Raw genomic sequence first — 17,791 nt, forward strand, 5'->3', positions numbered from 1 at the left:
AGCCAAAAGGATACAGCTCACAGCTCGTACACTTCACCGTCGACCGCGAGCGACTCCTCGAACGCCTCGTCGGGCGGATAGTAATGTGCGACGTGGACGAGTCGAGTCCTGTCGACGTCCAACTCCTCGGCGAGCGCGAGCGCCCCTTCTCGGGTCATATGCTTCGTGCCGAAGGTGCGGGGGACGCCGTCGGGCCCCATGTGGCGCCCGCCGATGGGATGGTACTCGCAGAGTGACGCGGGCACGATGGCGTCGGCCAGCAGGAGGTCGGCGCCGGCGAGCGCCTCGCGGGAGCGCTCGGGCACGTCGTAGCTCGTATCGCCCGTCAGCGAGACCTTCGCCCCCGTCTCCGGGTCCTCGATGACGACGCCGTAACACAGGAGCGGCGGGTGGTCGACGGGGACGAAGCGGACCTCGAGTCCGCACGTCTCGAAGGGCTCGAACGGCTCTCGCGCGTGAACGCCGATCCGGTCTTCGAGGTAGTCGTACTTCCGTCGGATCGTCTCGGCGACGCTCTCGTCGGTGGCGGGGTCGGTCTCGTTCGGAGCGTGGACGGGCAGGCCGTCGACTAACCGATAAACGTTGCCGAGGCCGTCGAGGTGGTCGAAGTGAATGTGCGTGACGATGCCGGCGTCGGGAAGCGGGACGTCGTTGTCGAGGAACTGGTTTCGGAAGTCCGGGCTGAAGTCGACGAGGAGGGACTCGCCCGTGCGCTCGTTGGCGACGTGGACCGAGAACCGCGAGCGCGAGACCCCTCGCTCGCGCGCCGCGGCGCAGGTGTCGCAGTCGCAGCCGACGGTCGGCGTCCCGGTCGTGTCACCGGTGCCGAGGAGCGTGATCCGCATCTCGACTCCCCCTCTGCGACCCACCGACTTAGCGTCCGTGGTCGACCGCGCCGGTCGATATTCGACCGAGACGTCCGGCCGGTGTCCGCCCTCGAACGGGTGCGGCGTCCGCCCCCGTGCTATATGGCCCACAGGACCGACACTCCTGTATGCACGACGCCAGCGAACTCGTCCTCGCTCGACTCCCCTCTGGCGTACCGATCCGGACGACCGTCCACGTCTACGGCGAGGGCGACCTCGTCGAGGGTCCCGACGGCCCCGCGCTCGACGTCCCGGACGACGGCGGGCCCGTCGTCTACGCGCAGGCCGCACAGCACGGGCGCGAGGTGAACGGCACCGCGGTCCTCCGTCGACTCCACGAGCGGTTGACGGACGAGGGGCAGGGGTCGGCCGACGCCGACCTCGCGGGCACGCTGGTGACGGTGCCCGTCGCCGACCCGCTCACGTTCGACCGCGTCTCGTACACCACGCCGGAGTCGCTCGACGCGACCCATTCGAACATGAACCGCTGTTGGCCCGGCGACGAGGATGGGACGCTCCACGAGCGGATGGCGGCCCGGCTCTGGACGTTCGCGAGCGCGGCCGACGCGATCATCGACCTCCACACCGGCTCGCCGGCGATGCTCACGCACACCGTCTACATGCGCGGCGACGAGACGTGTCGGTCGCTCGCGGAAGCGTTCGGGACCGATCTCCTGCTCGCGGAGGCGGCCGGCGACGACGCCGACACGGAGTGGAGCGAGCGCGGCTTCGCCGGCAAGCTCCGCGTCGCCGCCACCCGTGAGGGCATCCCGACAATCACGCCCGAGTTGGCCCACAGCCGCGAAATCGTCCCCGATGCGGTCGAGACCGGTTTATCGGGGATCCTCGGCGTCCTCCGTCACGAGGGGCTGCTGCCCGGCGAAACGCGCTCGTGGGACGGGACGGTCGCACGGAACCACCTCGGGCGCGTGAACGCCGCCGAATCCGGGCTGTTCACGACGGCGCCCGATCTCTCGGTCGGCGACTCGGTCGCGACTGATGAGTTGCTCGGCGTCGTCCACGATCCGACCACTTTCGAGGCGCTACAGACCGCCAGGGCCGACCGGGACGGCATCGTCTACTCGCTCGCTCGCGAGTCGACGGTCACCGCGGGATCGACGCTCGTCGGGGTCGCGGAGCGACTGGAGGAGTGAGACTCGATCGGAACCGGTCCGCTCCGGGCGCTCCGGGCGCTCCGGCTACGGCCGCCGAACCCGGATCTGGCCGTCGGCGTCGACGGTGACGAACAGGCGGCTACGCACCTCGCGGCCGTGGACCGCGTCGCCGGCGCGGTCACCGATCGTCTTCATCAGGTCCGGCGCGGTCTGGTTCACCTTCACGCCCGCCTCGTCGCAGGCGTCGTACACCCGCTTTGGCGCGTCGTAGAGGTCCGTGCCGGTATCGATCTCCACGCGCACCGGCGCCGCGAGCGCCTCCGCGAACGCGACGGTCTCGCGCGCCCGCTCGACGTTGTCGCGGGCGCTGGACTCGACGCTGGAGACGTTCGCACGCGACGTGCCCAGCCGGGCGGCGATGTCGGACTGGCGGAGGCCCCGTTCGCGTAGCGCGAGCACCTCGGCCTGTCGATCTGTGAGGACGCTCTCGTCGGCGTCGAACCCCGCCCGTTCCAGCAGCTCGGCGGCGTCGACGTCATCGATGTCGGCGGCCGCGTCAGCGGCGCCGGGCGAACCGTCGTCTGCGACCATACTCACGGCGACGGGCCGCTCGGTCAAAAAACGGCGGTTTCGACGTCCCGCGTCGGGGAGAACGATCGGCGGCGTCCGGACTGTCCGTGGGGCGGGATCACCCCGGGACGCGCTCACTTGCCCCAGAAGTTCTCTCGACTACCCAGCCGCTCGCGGTCGGGCCGGTTGCGGCGGCGGCGGTCGCCCTCGTCGTCTTCCTCGTCGGCGTCGGCGTCGACCACGTCGTCGCCGTCTTCGTCTTCCGCGTCAGGGTCCTCGGGAAGGCGCTCGACGACATCCTCGGCGGTCGCGTGGCTCGATTTGACCCGGTGAATCCGGACCTCCGCGCGCGCCGGCGGTAAGAGCCCGTCGACGAGGACGATGAAGCCGTCATCGGTGCGGCCCACGCCTGCGCCGCTCTCGTGGATGTCGTCGACCTCGACGATCACCTGCTCGCCGGGCTGGACCGGCTGCTGTTTCAGTTCGTAGATGGGCATGTCGTAGTGGTTACACCACTCCGCGCCGCCCTTGTTGCCGTAGTGCTGACACCCCATCCCTTCGATTCGTTCGTCGAAACTGGGGCAATCGTCGGCGAGTGGACAGTCCGCCATACCGTAGGGGAGACCGGCCGCCGTTGTAAACGTTTTCGACTGGCCGGCCGAAAATCCGGCGTATCGGCCCCTCATCGGGCTAAACGGCGTCTGATCGGGGGCTCCACGCTCAGTTCAGCGCCGGCTCACAGAAACTCCCGGACCTCCGAGTACCACATGTCGTGGTAGTCGACCGCGCCCAAGGCGTCGGCGACGTCGACCGCGATCGCGTGCCAACACCGATCGCTCGGATCCTCGGCGTCGATGTTGTACGTCGCGTCGGCGCACGTGCACTCCCCCTCTTCGACGACGTACTCGTCGTCGTGGCCGACGACGACGGTGAAATCGCGGTAGCGCTTCACTCGGCCCTCGCCGACCGCCTCGATCGCGCGCTTCCCGCGGTCGCCGTGCTCGCCGACGATCCCGGCGGCGATCGGGCCGGTAAGCTCCCCGGCCTCCGCGATCGCCCCCCGCCAGTCGTCGACCGGCTCCATGGCCATGCGTTCTCAGGCGTTCGGTTAAACAGCGTCGGTCAGGTCGGGGGGTCAGACGCGTTCGCCATCGGGGCGTCGATCGCGTAGACACGACCGCGTCCGACGGGTGACGCCGCTTATTCCAGAACGATCAATACGTCGCCCATGTCGACGCTGTCGCCCTCGCCGACGTGGACGCTCGCGACGGTCCCACCGCGCTCGGCGACCACGTCGTTCTCCATCTTCATCGCCTCAAGCACGCAGACGACGTCGCCGGGGGCCACCTCGTCGCCCTCGGCGACGTCGACCGAGAGGATCGTCCCCTGCATCTCCGCTGCGATCGCCTCGCCGCCCTCGGCGACGTCGACGCCGCCGTCGCTGCCGTCGCCACCGCCGCCGGACTTCGCCTGCGGCGGTCGCTGCTGACGGCCGCCCGCCCCGCCGCTTGCGGGAGTCGGGATCGCCGGCGCGCCGCGCTCCTCCAGCTCAACGTCGAAGCGCTTGCCGTTCACCTCGACGGTGAACGCGCGCTCGGTGATCTCCTCCTCGTCGTCGCCCGCGGTCGACTCGGTCCCCCACTTCTCCTGCGCTTCGGCGACTCGGTCGCGGTCGAGCTCCTCGTCGAGGTACTTCGTCGTGTGGGTGCCCGCGACGAAGCGCTCGTCGTCGAGCATGAGCCGGTGGAACGGGACGATGGTGACGACGCCGTCGAGGTCGTACTCCGCGAGCGCGCGCTTCGACCGGGCGAGACACTCCTCGCGGTCGGCGCCCCACACGATCAGCTTCGCGATCATCGAGTCGTAGTCGGTGACCAGTTCGTCGCCCTGCCGGAGCGCGTCGTCGACGCGGACGCCGATCCCGCCCGGCGGGTCGTACGTGTCGAGCCGTCCCTCGTTGGCGGGCTGGAACTCCTTCGCGGCGTTCTCCGCGTTGATCCGGAACTCGATGGCGTGGCCGTTCAGATCGACGTCGTCCTGCGAGACGGAGAGCCCCTCGCCGGCGGCGACTCGAAGCTGTTCTTTGACGATGTCGATCCCGGTCAGCTCCTCGGTGACGGTGTGTTCGACCTGGATGCGCGTGTTGACTTCGAGGAAGTAGAACGGGGTGTCGGGGCCGAGCGTGTCCGCCGGGTCGCGGTCGAGGTCCTCCTCGACGAGGAACTCGACGGTGCCGGCGTTGGTGTAGCCGGCGGCGGCGACGCCGCGACGGGCGGCCGTGCCGATCTCCTCGCGGAGTTCGTCGGAGAGCGCCGGAGACGGCCCCTCCTCGATCACCTTCTGGTGGCGGCGCTGGAGCGAGCAGTCGCGCTCGCCGAGGTGGACCACGTTGCTCTCGTCGAGCGGCTCGTCCCCGTCGCCGCTCGCCGTCGGATCGTCGGCGACGATCTGCACCTCCACGTGGCGGGGGTTCTCGAGGTAGCGTTCGAGGTAGACGGAGTCGTTCGAGAAGTACGCCTCTCCCTCGCGCTTGGCCGCTTCGAGCGCCTCGTCGGCCTCGTCGGCGCTCTCGACGACCTTCATCCCGCGGCCCCCGCCGCCGCCCTCGGCCTTGATCGCGACCGGGTAGCCGTGCTCGTCGCCGAACTCCCTGACCGCCTCGGCCTCGGTGACGGGTTCCGTCGTCCCCGGGACGATGGGGACGTCGGCGTCGTCCATCACCCGGCGGGCGTGGGTCTTCTCGCCGAGCCGCTCCATCGCGTCGCTGGCGGGGCCGACCCACGTGATCCCGTCGGCGGCCTCGACGCGCGCCGCGAAGTCGGCGTTCTCGGCGAGGAAGCCGTACCCCGGGTGAATCGCGTCGGCGCCGGCCGCCCGCGCTGCCTCGACGACGGCCTCGCCGTCGAGGTACGAGTCGGCGGCACGGGCCGGCCCCACGTTGTACGCCTCGTCCGCGTACCGGACGTGGCCGCCGTGCTTGTCCGCGTCGCTGTACACGGCGACGGTGTCGACACCGAGTTCCGCACACGCGCGCATCACCCGAACCGCGATCTCTCCGCGGTTCGCGACGAGAACCTTGTCGAACATTCTTACACCAATGTTTCAGCATAAGCCACCTGATTCTATCGGTCCGCGACGCCGAACCACACCAGCACGGGGCTCTCGCCGCGCCCGGGACGGTTAAGAGGATCCCGAACGCCAGTTCCGCCCATGCTCTCGCCCGGAAACCCCTACGTGTTGCCGTCGACGCTCGTCGCGGCGGGCGCGTACCTCGCCGCGACGCTCCTGACGGACGCGTCGCTCCTCGTTCGGATCGGACTGCTCGTTTTCATCATCGTCGTCGTCCCCGCGGTTCTCAACCGCGTTTTCGGCGGATCTCCCTCGGAGGTCGCGAGCGATGAACAGTCCGAGGAGCCGCCCGACGCGTGACGTTTCACCACGCCAATATAAGTTAGTTGGACACGTATCTCGACGTACCCTGAGAAGGGTTTTCGTGGCGAGGCGCGCCGCGCGTCTCGCCAGGGGAATGCACGCCCTCGGGCGCTCTCGCGTCCGGGACTTCGCGTTTAACCCGACCACGAGCGGCCGTACCGTGCCGTCACATGTCGTCGGTCAGAACCGCTCGACGCGGCCGGCCGCGGTCCAGGGGTCGGTCGGTGCGTCCGTCGGTACCCGAATCGACCGGCCGGTGAGCCGGTCCACCCGGCCGGCGAACGACCACCGCTTCCCGTCCCATCCGCGGTCGTCGTCCGCCGCGGCCGCCGCGGCCGCCTCCCTGTCGCGGAGGTGAGCCGCGACCGCGGCGGCGATGGCGGCGGCCTCCGCATCGTCGGCGTCGTCGGGGATCGTCAGGCCGTCGAGCGCGGCGGCGACCGCCGCACCATGCGGCTCCTCCCGTTCAAATTCGTCGCGATCCGACTCTCCCGAGTTCGCGTCCGGTGCGGCCGAACCGTCGCTTCGCTCCGATGCGTCGGGCGCCATCAGATCGGGATGTTGCCGTGTTTCTTCTCGGGCTGGTCCGACCGCTTCCCCCGCAGCATCTGGAGGTCGTCGATCAGTCGCGCGCGGGTCTCCGCGGGCTCGATGACGTCGTCGACGAAGCCGCGGTCGGCGGCGCTGTACGGGTTCGCGAACTCCTCGCGGTACTCGTCGATGAGCTCTTGCCGTCGCGCGTCCGGATCGTCGGCCTCGGCCAGTTCCTCGCGGTAGAGGACGTTGACGGCACCCTTCGGCCCCATCACCGCGATCTCGGCGCTCGGCCACGCGTAGTTGACGTCGCCGCCGATGTGTTTCGACGACATCACGCAGTAGGCGCCCCCGTACGCCTTCCGGGTGATCACGGTGAGGAGGGGGACCGTCGCCTCGGAGAAGGCGTACAGCAGTTTCGCACCGTGGCGGATGATCCCGTTGTGCTCCTGATCGGTGCCGGGCATGAATCCGGGAACGTCCTCGAAGGTGAGGATGGGGATGTTGAACGCGTCACAGAAGCGGACGAAGCGCGCACCCTTCTGGCTCGATTCGATGTCGAGCGTGCCGGCGTTCACGCGCGGGTTGTTGGCGACGATTCCGATCGAGTGCCCGTCCAGTCGAGCGAAGCCGACGACGATGTTCTTCGCGAAGTTCTCTTGCACCTCGAAGAACGATCCCTCGTCCACGACCCTGCCGATGACGTCTTTCATGTCGTACGGCTTCCGTGGCGCGTCAGGGACGATGTCGCCCAGCGAGTCGTCGGCGCGCTCGGGGTCGTCCCACGGCTCGACTCGAGGCGGGTCCTCGACGTTGTTGGCGGGGAGGTACGACAGCAGTCGCGCGATGTTGTCCAAGGCGTCCTCCTCGCTCTCCTCGGCGAAGTGGGCAACCCCCGACGTCGACGTGTGGGTGAGGGCGCCGCCGAGCTCCTCGAAGCTCACCTCCTCGCCCGTCACCGTCTCGATGACGTCCGGGCCGGTGATGAACATGTGTGAGGTGTCTTTCACCATGAACGTGAAGTCCGTGATGGCGGGCGAGTACACTGCCCCGCCGGCGCAAGGTCCCATGATCGACGATATCTGCGGGATCACGCCCGATGCCTCGGTGTTGCGTCGAAATATCTCGGCGAAGCCGCCGAGCGAGGCGACCCCTTCCTGAATCCGCGCACCGGCGGAGTCGTTGAGGCCGACGACGGGCGCCCCCACGTCCATCGCCTTGTCCATCACCTTACACACCTTTTCGGCGAACACCTCTCCGAGCGAGCCGCCGAAGACGGTGAAATCGTGCGCGAAAACGAACGTCTTCCGGCCGTTCACCTCGCCGTATCCCGTGACGACGCCGTCCCCCGGGATCTGCTGTTCCTCCATTCCGAACTTGTGGTTCCGGTGGCTGCGAAAGCGGTCGAACTCGTGGAACGTCCCGTCGTCGAGGAAGTAGTCGATCCGCTCGCGTGCGGTCATCTTCCCTCGGTCGTGTTGAGACTCGATCCGGTCCTCGCCGCCGCCCAGCGCCGCCTGCTCGCGGCGCTCCCGGAGGTCCTCGATACGGTCGTCCATCGTCACGCCGGACCACCTTGACTCATTACCTCGTGGGTCGGACAGCGGCATCAAAAGGGTTCCCCTATCCGACGTTTTCGACTTCGACGCACGTCGAACACGGTGCCCGCGTGGGGTCCAGCGACGCCGCTTCGGTGCGGGCCCGACGACTCCCCTCGACCGTCCGTACGGCCCCTGTCGGCGGTTCACACGGCGACGAGCGGTTCGACGCTTTTAAACCTCCGATGGACCACTCTCCGGTGAGACAGGCTTCGCCTGTTTCACTGACCCGTAGGAGCGACCTGCGTACTACGGAGGTGAAAATGGCAGACACAATACAAGAGGCCGTAACTCTCGCACTCGACGATGCGCCCGAGCGGAACTTCCGCGAGACCGTGGACATCGCGATCAACCTGCGAGACCTCGACCTCAACGATCCGTCGAACCGCATCGACGAGTCCGTCGTGCTGCCGGCTGGAACGGGGCAGGAGACACAGATCGTCGTCTTCGCGGAGGGTGAAACCGCCGTCCGCGCTCAGGAAGTTGCTGATCAAGTGCTTGGCAGCGACGACCTCGAGGACCTTGGAGACGACGACGACCGCGCAAAGGATCTGGCCGGCGACACCGACTTCTTCGTCGCAGAGGCCAACCTGATGCAGGACATCGGTCGGTACCTCGGTACCGTCCTCGGTCCGCGCGGGAAGATGCCTACCCCACTACAGCCGGACGACGACGTCGTCGAGACCGTCAACCGGATGAAGAACACGGTGCAGCTCCGGTCCCGTGACCGGCGCACGTTCCACACTCGCGTCGGCGCCGAAGACATGGGCGCCGAGGCGATTTCGGACAACATCGACGTCATCATCCGGCGACTCGAAGCGAGCCTCGAGAAGGGGCCGCTCAACATCGACGGGATCTACGTGAAGACCACGATGGGTCCCGCGAAGGAGGTGCCCGTATGAGTTCGGTCCGCAAGACCGAGACGATCCCGCAGTGGAAGCAGGACGAAGTCGACGAGCTCGTCGAGTTCATCGACTCGTTCAACTCCGTCGGGATCGTCGGCGTCGGCGGCATTCCGAGCCGACAGCTTCAGGCCATGCGCCGCGAGCTGCACGGCTCGGCCGACGTCCGAGTGAGCCGGAACACGCTCACCGTCCGCGCCCTCGAAGAGGTCAACGACGGCGTCGAAGAGCTGACCCAGTACGTCTCGGGTCAGGTCGCGCTCATCGGCACGAACGACAACCCGTTCGGCCTCTACAAGCAGCTGGAAGCCTCGAAGACCCCCGCCCCGATTAACGCGGGCGAGGTCGCCCCCAACGACGTCGTCATCCCCGAGGGTGACACCGGCGTCGACCCGGGGCCGTTCGTCGGCGAGCTCCAGACTGTCGGCGCGGCCGCGCGCATCCAGGACGGCTCGATCATGGTCACCGAGGACTCCACGGTCCTCGAAGAGGGCGAGGTCGTCGACGAAGACCTCGCGAACGTCCTGATCGAGCTCGGCATCGAGCCGAAGGAAGTCGGGCTGGACCTCAAGGGCGTCTACTCCGAGGGCGTCCTGTTCGAGCCGGACGAGCTCGCGATCGACGTCGACGAGTACGCGGCGGACATCCGGTCCGCCGCGGCCGCCGCGCGCAACCTCTCGATCAACGCCGAGTACCCGACGACCGCCACGGTCGGCAGCCTTCTCGCGAAGGCCGCCGGCGAGGCGAAGTCGGTCGGGCTGTTCGCGGAGATCGAGAGCCCGGACGTCGTGCCCGACCTCATCGGGAAGGCCGACGCCCAGCTGCGTGCGCTCGCGGTCCAGATCGACGACGAGGAGGCGCTTCCCGAGGAGCTGCGAGGGGTTGAGGCGGCCCCGGCTCCGGAGACGGACGACGCCGACGAGGAGGAACAGGCGGAGGAAGACGACGACACGGACGACGCTGAGACGACCGACGACGACGCCGACGAGGACGACGGCGACGACGGCGGCGACGGTCTCGGCGCGATGTTCGGCTAACACTACGAGGACACACCAATGGAATACGTTTACGCTGCGCTCATCCTGAACGAGACTGGCGAAGAGATCAACGAGGACAACATCACCGGCGTGCTGGAAGCCGCCGGCGTCGACGTCGAGGAATCCCGCGTCAAGGCGCTCGTCGCCGCGCTGGAGGACGTCGACATCGAAGACGCCATCGAGACGGCCGCCGCGGCTCCCGCCGCCGGCGCCGCCGCAGGCTCCGCGGACACCGCGGACGCCGACGATAGCGCCGACGAGGCCGACGAGGCCGACGAGGCCGAGGAAGCCGCGGACGAGGAAGAAGAAGACGACGACGAGGACGGCGGCGAGGGCCTCGGCGAACTCTTCGGCTAACCTCGGACGCACCGCGACCGACCGTCGCGCCGACCGCACCGATTTTTATGCCGACGCCGCTATCCCGAGTGATAACGTCGGGCACGTCTTTTTATATCGATCGCCGGAACTGTGGATAGCTAATGAAGATTGTCGACGGTGACATGGTCGAGTGCGACCGGTGTGAGTCGGTGTTTCCGATCGCGGACGTCTCGCTGCTCGAAAAGGAGACGAATAGAGACTACGAGCGGGTGCTGTGCGCGGAGTGTCTGAGCGCCGTGGGCGTCCCGAAGGGGTACACGCTGCGACGCGACATCAGTCACCTCGCGGGGTAAGCCCCGCGCGAGCGCGGCCGACGCGGGGGACGCCCTCGGGTCACTCGCGGGTCACTCGGACGAGCCGCGAGGCGGGGAAGGCGTACCGCTTGCAGTCGGTGATCCCTCGCCCCGGTCGGATCGCGTCGACGTACACGGCCTCGACGACGGGCTCGTGGGCGCCGTACGCGGCGTTCGTGGCGTACTCGTCGACGAGCCTGCCCTCCTCCGTCCGGTAGGCGTCGGCCCGGTCGGTCGTAACCGCGACGACGACGACGCGCTCGTCGGTCTCCCGGTCGCGGACGAGGTCGCCCGGCTCGAAGTCGTGACGCGCGCAGAGATGTGATCGCCCGGCGTCGAGCGGGACGAACGTCTCCGCTCCGCAGACCGCACAAACGCCGACGCGTTCGTTCGGTGCGGGGATCGACCCCGCGGTCACCTCCATGGCGACGCGCCGGAGGTGTTTACACCGGAAGCCGCGGATCGCGTGGTCCGGGCACGTGCAGGTCCCGGCGTCGAGCGCGACCACGTACGTCCCGCCGTCGGTCTCGACGACGTACCGTCGGTCGCGGAGCGGTCGCACCGTCATCTCCTCGGTGACCGCGCGCGCCGACCGGCCGTCGACGTCGCTATCGGGTTCGTCGTTGGCGGTCGGTTCCTCGTTCGTCTTCGTCCCTCCGTCGGGTCCGGCCTCTCGGTCGGTGCCGACTTCCTCGCCGATGCCGGCCGCTTCGTCCGCGTCGGTCGCCTCGGAGCGTCGGCCGTCGAGCCCGCCGTCGACTTCGGCCGTGGCGCGTTGCTCCGGAGACCGTCCCGGCGGCGCGGCTCGGGGGGCGTCCGAGTCGGCGGCCGCCGACGCAGGTGGGGTTCGGGGGTGCGTCATGGGTGGCTGCGAGGGTGCCCCTCGCTTCAGGTGGAGATAGCCTTCGAGAACAGTTAAATTCGCCGTCAAAACGAGGCGATGCTTCGACCTGTAACGCCCCTGACGCCGCCGCCAGCATCGGCCCGCCCTCATCGAAGTCCTTTTTTAGCGCCGACGGAAACTCGCGGGCATGGAAATCGACGCGGAGCTCCGTCGGCAGATCACGGTCTCGGTTCTCGCGGCCGCCGTCTTCATCGTCGGACTGGTCGGGATCGGGGTCACGTTCGGCGGGTCGTCCGAGCTTCCGGAGTCCGGCGCAATCGCGCTGGTCGGACTGCTGACCGGGTTCGTCTTGTTGATGGCGCTCGTCGGCGCGTACCTCATCCACGCGGGCGACGACGAGTAAGCGACCGACTCGCTCACGTCTCTCCGTCCCCCGGCGTTCACTCCGTCCCGCTCTCGCTCTCGCCCTCCACTTCGCCCGCTCCTTCCTCGTCTTCTGCAGTGCCTCCGTCCTCGCGCTCCCGCCAGTCGGTGATCTCGTCGGCTGTCTCGACCCGCTTCTCGTAGTAGGCGAGGGGGTCGACGGCAACCTGCATGTGGTCGTCCTCGTTGTGGCAGATCCCGTAGTTCGCCAGCGTCTCGCAGGTGGGCGGAGGGTACTGCGTGCCCCGATCGTCTTTTAAATATTCCGTCTGGTATCGGATGCCCTCGGCGTCGAGGCTCGTGTCGGCGCAGAACGCCACCACCTCGTCCGGCGTCATCCCGATGCCGACGAGGAACGACATCAGTGCGAACGATTCCGGTGGCGAGAGGTCGACGTCGCGCTCGGCCTTCTCGATCAGGTTCGTCATGCACGGCGGGAACAGCTCCGGGGCGACGACGTCGGCGGGGCCCGCGTAGCTCCGCTCGGAGAGCAGGCGCTTGAGGTCGGCGACGCCGTCCTCAAGCTCCCCGGCGATCCCTTCGCCGGCCGCCAGTTCGAACGGGAGCCCCTCGCGCACCCGCGCTTCGACCGCGGCCTCCAGCGCGTCCAGCAGCTCCTCGCGGGAGACGCGCACCGCCCCGTCGGCGAGTGCGCGGTTCACGAGTCGCCACGACGGCCCCCACGACGGGGACGTGAGCCCGAGGTACGAGCCGACGTCGATCCAGTAGTGATCGGGAGTGCGGCCGCGGGCGCTGGCGCCGGCCGATCCCGCCCCGGCACCACCCGCTCCGCCCGCCCCGATTGCCGCCGGTCCGCCTCCGGGCGCCTCCGGACGCACCGCGTCGGCGAGGTCGAACTCGGCGAGCACGTCGCCGAGGTCGACGGTCGGGGCCGACACCGACCGTAACTCGTCGTCGGCCGCGAGGTCCTCGCGGATCCGGTCGACCGCCGTCGCCGCCTCCGCGGCGGCGTATTTCTCGATGGCGGGCTCGGAGTCGAGCAGCGAGACGAGGATCCGCGCGATGGGGTACGAGAGCAGTTCGGCCTGCACGTCGTAGTCGGAGTCGTCGGGGAACGATCCGCTCTCGGACGCGACCGTTCCGTCCATCAGGGCGCGCTCGACGCGCTCGCGCCCGCGCTCGACGGCGGGGGCGTCGGCCGCGACGAGCTCCGGGAGCGACACCGCGGCGTCGGCGACGGCCTCGCGGGCCGGCGCGAAGAACGGGTACTTTGCGTCGAGCGCGTCCATGTCCGACCCGAGGTAGCGACGGGCGTCGAATAAGCGGTGCGGTCCGCGCCCGCGATACAGTTCCCCGCGGAGGGTGTGCCCGAGGTAGCCGTCGATCACGCCCAACAGAGGGTGTCGGTGTCGTCGGCGTCGACCCCGACCACGAGCAGCGCGACGACGCCGAACTCCGCCGGCGCGCCGTCTCCCGGTAAGAAGAGCCCCTCCGAATCGCCGCCCAGGTCATCTCGATCGCCCGCGGCTTGACGGTCTGCCGGCGCTGGGCTCCGTGCGTCCGCGTCGAGGGACCGACTCGGCGGGTCGGCGCGTCGAAGACTGTGTCGTCGGTGGAGGAGTCGTCGATGGAGGAACCGTCGGGGACTACCGTCGGCTCACTCCTCGTCGGTGGGCGCCTCGTCGTCGCCGGCCTCTTCGATCGCCGCGCCCGGCGCGTTCGACTTCACGCTGTTCAGTCCCTGCTTCGCCTTCTGCTTCGAGGCGTATCCCTGTCCGCAGTCGGCGATGATGTTCCCGTTCTCGTGGCGGAGCCGCCAGCGGAACTTGTCGGCCTTGTCGCCGAACAGCTCGAAGGTGGCGTTGCTCCCGCCCTCCGCGGGCGGCTCCTCGTCGCGGTTCGCGTCGACCACGTGCGCGCCCGGCGCGTTCCGCTGAACGCTCTCGATCCCCGATATCGCGTCCCGTTTCTCCGTGTACCCCTCGCTGCCGTCACCGATGATATTCCCGTTGTCGTGGACGAGCCGCCAGCGCCACTCGTCGGCGTCGTCGGTGTACAGCTCGAAGGTCCCTTTGCTCGCGGCGGCGTCGGTCTCGACCGCGCCGTCCGCCTCGTCGAACGCCACGTCTACCTCGAAATGAACCGTACCGTCCTCACGTTCGACTTCGATATCGACCTCGGGTTCGGCCCCGGGGTCGACAGTCACCGTGCCGGCGTCGTCGACGGGGAGCGGTTCCCCGCGGCCGAGCGCCTTCGCGATGCGGCGGAAATACGTTGCCAGTGCCTGTCGACTTCGTGACCCCTCCGACTCGTGGACCGTTTCTTCGGTCATGCACGTTTCACCTCACGGGGGGCACACAAAACCCTATGCCCGTGACGCCTGCCGCCGGCGCTCCGGAACGCTCGGAACGGCCCCTCTATCTCGCGTTCGACGCGCGGGTGCGTTCGACGAGCGTGAGTTCGATTCGGGCTGGGAGCAAACGCCGAGGGCGTCCGTTCCGCCTCGTCGACGGCGTTCTCTCGCGTCTGGTGACGGCGGTCATTCCCGCTCAGCGATGATCGTCTCGCCGGCCCGCACCGCGTCCCCCTCGCGAACGAGTAGGTCGTCCTCGTCGACGTCGGCGGGGAGGATCACGTCGGCGCGAGAGCCGAACGAGACGTGACCGACGCGCTCCCCGCGGTCGACGGTGTCGCCGGCTTCCACGGCGGGGTGGATCCGCCGGGCGAACCAGCCGGCGATGACCAGCAGTTCGTACTCGCCGAAGTCGATGGTGACCTGCTCGTTGCGGTCGGACTCCTTGCTGAACGCGGGGCGGTTCGCGCCGGGTCGGTGCCGAACCTCCCGGACCTCACCCGCCATCGGCGCGCGGTTGACGTGCACGTCGGTGACGTTCATGAAGACACCCACGCGTAGGCGGCGCCCCTCCTTGCGCACGACCGACACGGTGCCGTCGGCGGGTGCGAGAACGATCCCCTCGGCGTCCGGGGGGTCTCGGTCGGGGTCTCGGTGGAACCAGAGGACGCCGACCGCGAGCGCGAGAAGGGCGGCACCGACCGGCGGAAGGAGTGGCAGGGTCGCGGCTCCGACGAGGGCGGGCACGAGCGCGAGCCGCCACGCCTCGTCGACGACCGGGAACGGGAGAATGCTCGCGAGCGGCGGGTCTCGGGCCATCGTCAGGCCTCCACCGCGTCGCGAATATCGGGTCGAAGCGCGGTGCGACCGGCGGCCCACGCCGCGAGCAGGTGGACGAGGTGGATCCGGTCGTCGAGCCCGTCGGTCAGATCGAGGTCGGCCTCGCCGGCGAGGACGTGAAGCCGTGCCAGGTCGTCCCCACCGTATTCGGAGCCGGCGCGGGCGACCCGCAGGACTTCCCGAAGGAGCTCTCCGCCGTCGTATCCCCCGTCATCGAGGAGGTCGTCGAGGGTCGATCGGGCGTCCTTCAGGTCGCCGGCGCGGGCGTCCGCGAGTGCCTCGCGGATCTCGTCGTCGTCGCCGACCTCGCCCAGCGTCTCGTAGGCGGTCGACATCGTGACCTCGCCGCCCTCGACCGCCGTCGCCTGCGCGGAGAGGATGGCCTCTCGCAGGTCGCCCCCGGCCGCGCTGGCGACGAACTCCAGCCCGTCGCCGTCGTACGTCACGCCCTCGCGGTCGCAGATGGTCTCCAACACGTCGATCGTCTCGTCGGTCGTCGGCGCGCGTATCCGGACCGGGAAGCAGCGCGACTGGATCGGCGCGATGAGCTTCGACGGCTGTCGGGTGGCGATCACGAACTGCGTGGTGCGGTGGTGCTGTTCCATCACGCGGCGGAGCGCCTGTTGGAAGTCCTCCCGGATCGACTCGGCGTTGTCGAGGAGGACCGTTTTGTACTCGCCGGACATCGGCGCGTACGACGCCGACTCCTTCAGGACGCGGTTGATCATGTCGCGTTTCGCCATTCGGCTCCGCCCCTGCAGGAACCCCTCGAAGCGGGGGTCCGTCCGGATCTCCTTTTTCGTTCGGCCGAAGAAGTCGGCGACGTTGATCTCGATCAGGTCGCTCTCGGGGTTCGCGTGGGCGGCCCGGGTCAGTGCCCGGATCGCCGCCGTCTTCCCGACCCCCGGCGGTCCCTGCACGACGAGGTTCATCGGCTCGTCGACCGCGCGCTCCAGTCGCTCGCGGGCCTCATCCTGTCGGATCTCGTCGAGCGCGGGAGCGTGCGCGTCGATCCACAGCGGTCCGTCCATATCCTGTCAGTGCGGGACGAACGCTCAAGAATCGGTCGGTGTGTCGGTTCGAGAACCGGTCGGTGTGCCCGTGGGGGATCGCTCCGCTTCGAGCGTTCGCGCTTCTCCGTGAACTCTCGCCGAGTTCCCCGATCTCTCGCTTCTGCGCGGTGAGTCGATCATCTTCGCCGTCGCCACCGTGCGTGTGTTTTACAAGCTTTTGAGTAAATGGATATCAATCATTAAGTATTGGGCACGCAAACTTTCGCACACATGTCACGTGACAATAGCAACGACTCCAAGAGTCGGCTCACCCGCCGGCACTACGTCGCCGGCGCCGGGACCCTCGCGACCGTGGGGATCGCCGGCTGTTCCGGCGGTGGCGACGGTTCGGACGGTTCAGACGGAGGAGACGGTTCGGACGGTTCGGACGGAGGAGACGGCTCCGACGGGGGCGACTCGTCCGCCGAGTTAGAGATCGTCCACTGGTGGACGGCCGGCGGCGAGCAGGACGCCTATCAGGCCCTGCTCGACGGCTTCCGAGAGGAGCACCCGGACGTCGAAATCGTCGACAACCCGGCGCCCGGTGGCGCTGGCTCCGCGATCGACACCGTGATCCAGAACCGCGTGATCGACGGTAACCCGCCGAGTACGTTCCAGATCTGGCCCGGACAGGCCCTCACGCCGTACACGGACGAGGGGCTGTTAGAGGACATCGGCGAGTCCGTCTGGGACGAAGAGATGCGCGACGCCTACCTCGACGGCGTCCGCAACCTCGCCCAGCCCGCAGGGAACCTCGTCGCCGTCCCGATCAACATTCACCGGCTGAACAACCTCTTCTACAACGTCTCCGTCCTCGAGGAGGCCGGCGTCGACGCGGCCGACATCGACGACCCGCAGGGACTCCTCGCTGCCATGGAGACCGTCGCAACCGAGACCGACGCCACCCCCATGGCCCACCAGACGCAGGCCCCGTGGTCGTCGCTCCAGATGTGGGAGAGCATCTTCATCGGCCAGCAGGGCGTCGACGACTATCAGACCCTCATCGGCGGCGACGTCGAATCGCTCGAGAGCGAGGTTCGTACCTCCCTCGAGACGCTCGCGGCGTACGCCGAGTACTACCCCGAGGACGCCGGGTCCATCTCGTGGGACCAGGGCAACAACCAGGTGATCGAGGGCGATGCCGCGTTCCTCCACCAGGGTGACTGGGCGGCCGGCCAGTACGGCTCCGCCGAGGGCTTCGAGTTCGAGACCGACTGGGACATGGTGCCGTTCCCGGGCACCTCGGGCGTCTACCAGTCCGTCATCGACTCGTTCGTCTTCCCCACCAACAACCCGTCGCCGGATGAGACCGAGAAGTTCCTCAACTACGCCGGCACCGTCGACGCACAGGAGCGCTTCAACCCGATCAAGGGGTCCATCCCGCCGCGGACCGACGTGCCGATGGACGAGTTCGGCGACTTCCTCACCCGACAGTTCGAAGACTTCCAGAACTCGAACACGCAGCCGCCGGCCATCGCCCACGGGACGGCGGTCGCGCCGGCCATCCAGTCCGCGCTCTCTGAAGTCTTCGCGAACTTCAACGGTAGCCTCAACGTCGACGCGGCGTACGAGGGTATCCGCGACGCGTTCTGA

20 protein-coding genes are annotated in these 17,791 nt (G+C 68.6%); 8 read left to right on the forward strand and 12 right to left on the reverse strand.

Annotation, left to right across the window (positions count from 1 at the left end; all coding sequences use genetic code 11):
- Positions 1-17: 17 nt before the first annotated feature.
- Positions 18-845 carry an MBL fold metallo-hydrolase gene (locus ACNS84_RS06235; protein WP_435073987.1) on the reverse strand — a complete coding sequence of 276 codons (828 nt, stop codon included), beginning with the start codon at positions 843-845 and terminating at the stop codon, positions 18-20.
- Between the two features lie 149 nt (positions 846-994).
- Between ACNS84_RS06235 and ACNS84_RS06240 the strand changes: the two genes are divergently transcribed.
- Positions 995-2,020 carry a succinylglutamate desuccinylase/aspartoacylase family protein gene (locus tag ACNS84_RS06240; protein WP_435073988.1) on the forward strand — a complete coding sequence of 342 codons (1,026 nt, stop codon included), beginning with the start codon at positions 995-997 and terminating at the stop codon, positions 2,018-2,020.
- Between the two features lie 45 nt (positions 2,021-2,065).
- Here the strand turns inward: ACNS84_RS06240 and ACNS84_RS06245 are convergent, their stop codons facing one another.
- The 4 genes from ACNS84_RS06245 to ACNS84_RS06260 form a co-directional block, all read right to left on the reverse strand.
- Positions 2,066-2,572, reverse strand: coding sequence for a Tfx family DNA-binding protein (locus tag ACNS84_RS06245; protein WP_435073989.1), 507 nt, complete (start codon positions 2,570-2,572; stop codon positions 2,066-2,068).
- A gap of 113 nt (positions 2,573-2,685) precedes the next feature.
- Positions 2,686-3,162, reverse strand: coding sequence for a TRAM domain-containing protein (locus tag ACNS84_RS06250; protein WP_435073990.1), 477 nt, complete (start codon positions 3,160-3,162; stop codon positions 2,686-2,688).
- 125 nt (positions 3,163-3,287) lie between these two features.
- Positions 3,288-3,635 (reverse strand): hypothetical protein, encoded by a 348-nt coding sequence (locus ACNS84_RS06255; protein ID WP_435073991.1) that lies wholly within the window; start codon positions 3,633-3,635, stop codon positions 3,288-3,290.
- 116 nt (positions 3,636-3,751) lie between these two features.
- Positions 3,752-5,638, reverse strand: coding sequence for an acetyl-CoA carboxylase biotin carboxylase subunit (locus ACNS84_RS06260; RefSeq protein ID WP_435073992.1), 1,887 nt, complete (start codon positions 5,636-5,638; stop codon positions 3,752-3,754).
- Positions 5,639-5,761: 123 nt separating this feature from the next.
- Between ACNS84_RS06260 and ACNS84_RS06265 the strand changes: the two genes are divergently transcribed.
- On the forward strand, positions 5,762-5,980 hold the full coding sequence (locus ACNS84_RS06265) for a DUF7987 family protein (RefSeq protein ID WP_435073993.1): 219 nt from the start codon (positions 5,762-5,764) through the stop codon (positions 5,978-5,980).
- 183 nt (positions 5,981-6,163) lie between these two features.
- Here the strand turns inward: ACNS84_RS06265 and ACNS84_RS06270 are convergent, their stop codons facing one another.
- Positions 6,164-6,532 (reverse strand): DUF8022 family protein, encoded by a 369-nt coding sequence (locus ACNS84_RS06270; RefSeq protein WP_435073994.1) that lies wholly within the window; start codon positions 6,530-6,532, stop codon positions 6,164-6,166.
- Positions 6,532-8,076 carry an acyl-CoA carboxylase subunit beta gene (locus tag ACNS84_RS06275; RefSeq protein WP_435073995.1) on the reverse strand — a complete coding sequence of 515 codons (1,545 nt, stop codon included), beginning with the start codon at positions 8,074-8,076 and terminating at the stop codon, positions 6,532-6,534. The genes ACNS84_RS06270 and ACNS84_RS06275 overlap by 1 nt, the downstream gene beginning before the upstream one ends.
- A gap of 302 nt (positions 8,077-8,378) precedes the next feature.
- Between ACNS84_RS06275 and ACNS84_RS06280 the strand changes: the two genes are divergently transcribed.
- From ACNS84_RS06280 to ACNS84_RS06295, 4 genes are all read left to right on the forward strand, one after another.
- On the forward strand, positions 8,379-9,017 hold the full coding sequence (locus ACNS84_RS06280) for a 50S ribosomal protein L1 (protein WP_435073996.1): 639 nt from the start codon (positions 8,379-8,381) through the stop codon (positions 9,015-9,017).
- Positions 9,014-10,054, forward strand: coding sequence for a 50S ribosomal protein L10 (locus tag ACNS84_RS06285; RefSeq protein WP_435073997.1), 1,041 nt, complete (start codon positions 9,014-9,016; stop codon positions 10,052-10,054). The genes ACNS84_RS06280 and ACNS84_RS06285 overlap by 4 nt, the downstream gene beginning before the upstream one ends.
- An 18-nt stretch (positions 10,055-10,072) precedes the next feature.
- Positions 10,073-10,411 carry a 50S ribosomal protein P1 gene (gene rpl12p, locus ACNS84_RS06290; protein WP_435073998.1) on the forward strand — a complete coding sequence of 113 codons (339 nt, stop codon included), beginning with the start codon at positions 10,073-10,075 and terminating at the stop codon, positions 10,409-10,411.
- Positions 10,412-10,533: 122 nt separating this feature from the next.
- Positions 10,534-10,725 carry a hypothetical protein gene (locus tag ACNS84_RS06295; RefSeq protein WP_435073999.1) on the forward strand — a complete coding sequence of 64 codons (192 nt, stop codon included), beginning with the start codon at positions 10,534-10,536 and terminating at the stop codon, positions 10,723-10,725.
- 40 nt (positions 10,726-10,765) lie between these two features.
- Here ACNS84_RS06295 and ACNS84_RS06300 read toward each other — a convergent pair whose 3' ends face one another.
- The gene (locus ACNS84_RS06300) at positions 10,766-11,587 is read right to left on the reverse strand and encodes an SWIM zinc finger family protein (RefSeq protein WP_435074000.1); all 822 of its coding nucleotides are present in this window, start codon (positions 11,585-11,587) and stop codon (positions 10,766-10,768) included.
- Positions 11,588-11,756: 169 nt separating this feature from the next.
- Between ACNS84_RS06300 and ACNS84_RS06305 the strand changes: the two genes are divergently transcribed.
- Complete coding sequence (locus ACNS84_RS06305; protein ID WP_435074001.1) at positions 11,757-11,972, forward strand: DUF7472 family protein; 216 nt, start codon at positions 11,757-11,759, stop codon at positions 11,970-11,972.
- 37 nt (positions 11,973-12,009) lie between these two features.
- Here ACNS84_RS06305 and ACNS84_RS06310 read toward each other — a convergent pair whose 3' ends face one another.
- The 4 genes from ACNS84_RS06310 to ACNS84_RS06325 all read right to left on the reverse strand — a co-directional run bounded on the left by ACNS84_RS06310 (position 12,010) and on the right by ACNS84_RS06325 (position 16,177).
- A complete protein-coding gene (locus tag ACNS84_RS06310; RefSeq protein WP_435074002.1) occupies positions 12,010-13,242 on the reverse strand; it encodes a DNA primase in 1,233 nt (410 codons plus the stop codon).
- A gap of 368 nt (positions 13,243-13,610) precedes the next feature.
- Complete coding sequence (locus ACNS84_RS06315) at positions 13,611-14,285, reverse strand: HVO_2922 family protein (protein WP_435074003.1); 675 nt, start codon at positions 14,283-14,285, stop codon at positions 13,611-13,613.
- 207 nt (positions 14,286-14,492) lie between these two features.
- Complete coding sequence (locus tag ACNS84_RS06320) at positions 14,493-15,125, reverse strand: protein sorting system archaetidylserine decarboxylase (protein ID WP_435074004.1); 633 nt, start codon at positions 15,123-15,125, stop codon at positions 14,493-14,495.
- A gap of 2 nt (positions 15,126-15,127) precedes the next feature.
- Positions 15,128-16,177, reverse strand: a complete 1,050-nt coding sequence (locus ACNS84_RS06325; RefSeq protein WP_435074005.1) for an AAA family ATPase — start codon at positions 16,175-16,177, stop codon at positions 15,128-15,130.
- Between the two features lie 252 nt (positions 16,178-16,429).
- Between ACNS84_RS06325 and ACNS84_RS06330 the strand changes: the two genes are divergently transcribed.
- Positions 16,430-17,791 carry an ABC transporter substrate-binding protein gene (locus ACNS84_RS06330; protein ID WP_435074006.1) on the forward strand — a complete coding sequence of 454 codons (1,362 nt, stop codon included), beginning with the start codon at positions 16,430-16,432 and terminating at the stop codon, positions 17,789-17,791.

The organism is Halorubrum wangae (genome assembly GCF_051194135.1).
Lineage (GTDB): Archaea > Halobacteriota > Halobacteria > Halobacteriales > Haloferacaceae > Halorubrum.